Genomic DNA, 4634 nt, shown 5'->3' with positions numbered 1-4634 from the left:
TCTTAATCGAAAAAGAACCAGAACCCGGTTTAGGCAATGGTGGTTTAGGTCGTCTAGCTGCTTGTTTTCTAGACTCCCTCGCTACCCTAGAAATTCCCGCAGTAGGCTACGGCATTCGTTATGAATTTGGCATTTTCAAACAACAAATTCAAAATGGCTATCAAGTTGAACAGCCAGATAAATGGTTAAGTCTGGGCAACCCTTGGGAAATTCCTCGCCATGAAGACCAAGTACAAATAAAATTCGGTGGTTACACAGAAGCATACCCAGACAAACAAGGCAACTATCGGGTCAGATGGATACCCGAACTTACAGTCATTGGAATGCCCTACGATACTCTTGTGCCTGGGTACAATACCAACACAGTAAATACTCTACGCCTGTGGAGCGCTAAAGCAAGTAATGAATTTGACCTGCAAGTTTTTGACTCCGGTGACTATCACCGCGCCGTTGAAGACAAAACTTCCTCTGAAAATATTTCTAAAGTTCTCTATCCCAACGATAATATATTTCAAGGCAAAATGTTGCGCTTAGAGCAACAGTATTTCTTCATCAGTTGTTCCTTGCAAGATATCATTCGTACTCACTTGTCACGGAATCCCAATTTAGATAACTTTCACGAAAAAGCAGCCATTCAGCTCAATGATACTCACCCCTCTATAGGGGTCGCTGAATTAATGCGCCTGTTAGTAGATGAACATGATATGGAGTGGGAAAAAGCTTGGAATATTACTCAAAACACCTTTGGCTATACTAACCATACACTACTATCAGAAGCTCTAGAACGTTGGCCAGTCAGTATGTTCGCAACTCTGCTACCACGACATCTTGAAATTATTTACGAAATTAATTTCCGTTTCCTAGAAAAAGTTAAGAAACGTTATCCAGGAGATGATGGGCGGTTGGCACGGATGTCTCTGATCGAAGAATTTCCTGAAAAACGCGTGCGGATGGCTCATTTAGCCTGTACTGGCGCTCATGCTATCAATGGTGTGGCAGCATTGCATACTCAACTGTTGAAAACAGATGTTTTGAGAGATTTCTACGAATTTTGGCCTGATAAATTTACGAATAAAACTAATGGTATTACTCCTCGTCGTTGGTTATTAATTAGTAACCCGAAGTTGGCATTACTAATTACGGATAAAATTGGCAAAAATTGGATTAAAAATTTAGAGGAAATTAAGCAGCTTGAGAGGTTTATTGATGACCCTGAATTTCGTCATAATTGGAGTCAGATTAAACATGAAAATAAGCAAGATTTAGCTGCTTATATTCAGCAAAAAATAGGAATTGTAGTTAATCCTAACTCTCTGTTTGATATTCAGGTAAAACGACTCCATGAATATAAGCGTCAACTGTTGAATGTGCTGCATATTATTACCCTTTATAATCGAATTAAACAGAATCCAGATGTAGATATTTTGCACCGCACTTTCATTTTTGGCGCGAAGGCTGCACCAGGTTATTATATGGCAAAATTAATCATTAAATTAATTAATGCTGTAGGGGAAATAGTAAATAATGACCCAGATGTACGCGATCGCCTCAAGGTAGTTTTTATACCTAATTTCTCTGTATCTATCGGTCAGCGAATTTATCCTGCTGCCGACCTTTCTGAGCAAATTTCTACTGCTGGAAAGGAAGCTTCTGGTACTGGCAATATGAAATTTTCCCTAAATGGTGCTTTAACTATTGGTACTCTTGATGGGGCAAATATTGAGATTCGCGAAGCTGTTGGTGCTGAAAATTTCTTCCTATTTGGATTGAATGTTGAAGAGGCTAAAGCATTAAAATATCAAGGATATAATCCGGAGCAATACTATACTTATAACCAAGAATTACGGCAGGTTATTGACCGTATTGTTTCTGGTTATTTCTCACCTGGCAAACCACATTTATTCCATCCAATTGTAGAATCTTTACTAAGAAAAGATGAATATATGTTGTTTGCTGATTATCAGACTTATATTGATTGTCAGGAAAGAGTTAATCAGGCTTATCGTAACCCCGAATATTGGACTCGGATGTCGATTATTAACTCTATTAATATGGGTAAATTTTCAGCTGACCGTACTATTAATGAATATTGTCAGGAAATTTGGAATGTCGAACCTGTGAAAATTGATATGGAAGCATATAGTCAGGAAACAGCAGGTTTACAACGTTATTGTCAAATTTAACGTCTTCAATAGATATAACAAACCTAGATTGAAAACATAAGTGTCAGTATGGGTTTGTTATATCATGTCCGGTAGCATCGTTTGTGTATAAAATTACATCACAATGGGAAGAAAATCTTCTGCCTTCTGTCTTCCTTCTACCAAAGAATAAGTATTCAAGCGGAAATGATATTACATCATGTCCCCTCCACACACCTGATCAATGGTGCTTGATAAAATGAAATGACTATTGCGACATCCGCAACAGAGAGGGGAAGTAGATATTTTTCCTCCACACACCTGATCAATGGTGCTTGATAAAATGAAATGACTATTGCGACATCCGCAACAGAAAGGGGAAGTAGATATTTTTCCTCCACACACCTGATCAATGGTGCTTGATAAAATGAAATGACTATTGCGACATTCGCAACAGAGAGGGGAAGTAGATATTTTCTCTCCACACACCTGATCAATGGTGCTTAACGAAATGAAATGACTATTGCGACATTCGCAACAAAGAGAGGAAGTAGATATTTTTCCTCCACACACCTGATAATTTTGGTAAATGACTATTGCGATAGTAGATATTTTCCCTCCACACACCTGATAATTTTGGTTGATGCTTGAGAAAATGAAATGTGCGATATTCGCAATCAAGAGGGGAAGTAGGTATAGCAGTTGCCAAGCAGCTTACAGCACTTTTAAAGATAGTGAGGTACAGTTATAAGACTATTTATTCCTGTATTTCCTGTTGCCTGTTCCCAGATCCGGTGTTCCCTAGAGCAATAAAACTTTGTACCTCTTTTCTTTGAAAATCTGTTCAACTATTTAGTCTAAATTCCAGTACTCAGAATTCAATTGTTATAAAAAAGCACCTATAAAACTATAGGTGCTAAATTTAATTCAACTATAAATTCAACTTAAAAAGTTGTAATTATATAGCCAATTTTTAGTAGCAATCGTAACGTCTATAGCTGTAACGTACAGGACGACTATAGCGATAACTATGGTAGTGATAACTCACAGGGCGACGAGAATAACGTCGAAAACGACCATAATCGTAACAATCATCGAAATGATGACCACCATTAATAGTGGCAGATTCTTCGGTAGAAAGCTCAGAAAATAATTCAGTGTTTTGAGTTTCTTGCATAAGATTATCCTCTTGATTAATTGTGTTTACAAGATGGTTAAAAATTATCGATATTTATTTAACTATCTTGCTATTTCTAATGTATTTTTCCTTGGTGAATTCCAGAATCCGGAGAATTTTTTTTGATTAGCGATTCTTTAGAGGTTGCTAAAAAGCTCTTTAAAAGTGCTTTGGAATTCAACTAATAAGTTTAAATTAGTAGCAGTTAGACCTATAGCCATAGTAGCGACGACGGGAGTAGTAACGTACAGGGTGACTACGGTAATAACTACGATAGCCATAACTATAATACCGACGACCATAATAGCCATGACCACCATTAATAGTGGCAGACTCTTCTGAAGAAATTTCAGTAAAGAGTTGATTATTTTTTGTTTCTTGCATGAAGATTTTCCTCAAGTTTGATGAGATTAGTAATGTGTAATAATCCCTATATATAGTAGGAATTATATTTAAGTATTCTTCATAAGTGGGTAAAATCCGGATAACTATTTATATTGTGGTGATTTCACATCAAAAATCACTAAGCAAATATTAAAAATGCTATATAGAGGCCATTTGGTATCTTTGTAAAGGTACGAATTTTTGGCAAAGGACTCAGGTAGGGGAGCCATCGGTAGGACGACGTACAGAAGTCAGGATATCGAGAAATAGAATAGGGGAAAAAGGTGAAAATCCCCCCCATATTTACCATCTCTCTATCTCCCTATATTTAAGTACATGAATAGACATTTCCAATAATCAAAAATCAAATCAATTATTGCACTATACACATCAATTATTTACTCCTAATTCCTCTTTTCTAGAGATACCTAATACCATTTATCAAAAACTTTTCTACATTTTCTTGAGCCGGGGGTAGGAGAGTAGGAGCAAACGGCCGTTTGCCCCTACAAGACCTTGTCTGCAAGGTCTGTACAGGGAGGGAACCCACCCCTCGCCCCTCCCCCTCCCAGGAGGGGAAGTAAAGATAATAATTATTAACATTAACTGAGCTACTAATTAGCAAAAAAGTTATTCAACCTGTGTTAATTACTTGATAACTGAAGTGCTACCTAAGCATAGCATTAATCCATGGGAATTTGTATAAGATCTCCCATCAGGGTTATATATATTTAAAATTGCAATGGAGGTATTGGAGATAAATATTTTTTTGTAGCACAATAATCAGCACTATATAATAGTACTTCACTACTAGATCGCTACTATATCGCTACTATAAAATTACAATTAATTGTGCTTTAATCAATAGAAGTATAAACACAAAAAATACTTTAGTAGTAGCCTTTTATATTCCCTTTATAGTAATTAGAATA

The 4634-nt window shown here is 36.6% G+C and carries 3 protein-coding genes; 1 reads left to right on the top strand and 2 read right to left on the bottom strand.

The features are described from left to right. On the top strand, positions 1–2183 hold a 2183-nt coding region (locus F6K13_RS19235; RefSeq protein ID WP_287288048.1), incomplete at its 5' end, for a glycogen/starch/alpha-glucan phosphorylase. 931 nt (positions 2184–3114) lie between these two features. Here F6K13_RS19235 and F6K13_RS19230 read toward each other — a convergent pair. Together F6K13_RS19230 and F6K13_RS19225 are read right to left on the bottom strand one after the other, a co-directional pair. After that, complete coding sequence (locus tag F6K13_RS19230) at positions 3115–3318, bottom strand: hypothetical protein (protein ID WP_124145574.1); 204 nt, start codon at positions 3316–3318, stop codon at positions 3115–3117. Between the two features lie 195 nt (positions 3319–3513). Further along, the gene (locus F6K13_RS19225) at positions 3514–3702 is read right to left on the bottom strand and encodes a hypothetical protein (protein WP_124145575.1); all 189 of its coding nucleotides are present in this window, start codon (positions 3700–3702) and stop codon (positions 3514–3516) included. Between the last annotated feature and the right edge of the window lie 932 nt (positions 3703–4634).

Origin of the sequence: Okeania sp. SIO2B9, assembly GCF_010672505.1 — a bacterium.
Taxonomy (GTDB): domain Bacteria; phylum Cyanobacteriota; class Cyanobacteriia; order Cyanobacteriales; family Microcoleaceae; genus Okeania; species Okeania hirsuta.
This window is presented reverse-complemented; position numbering and strand designations above follow the sequence as displayed.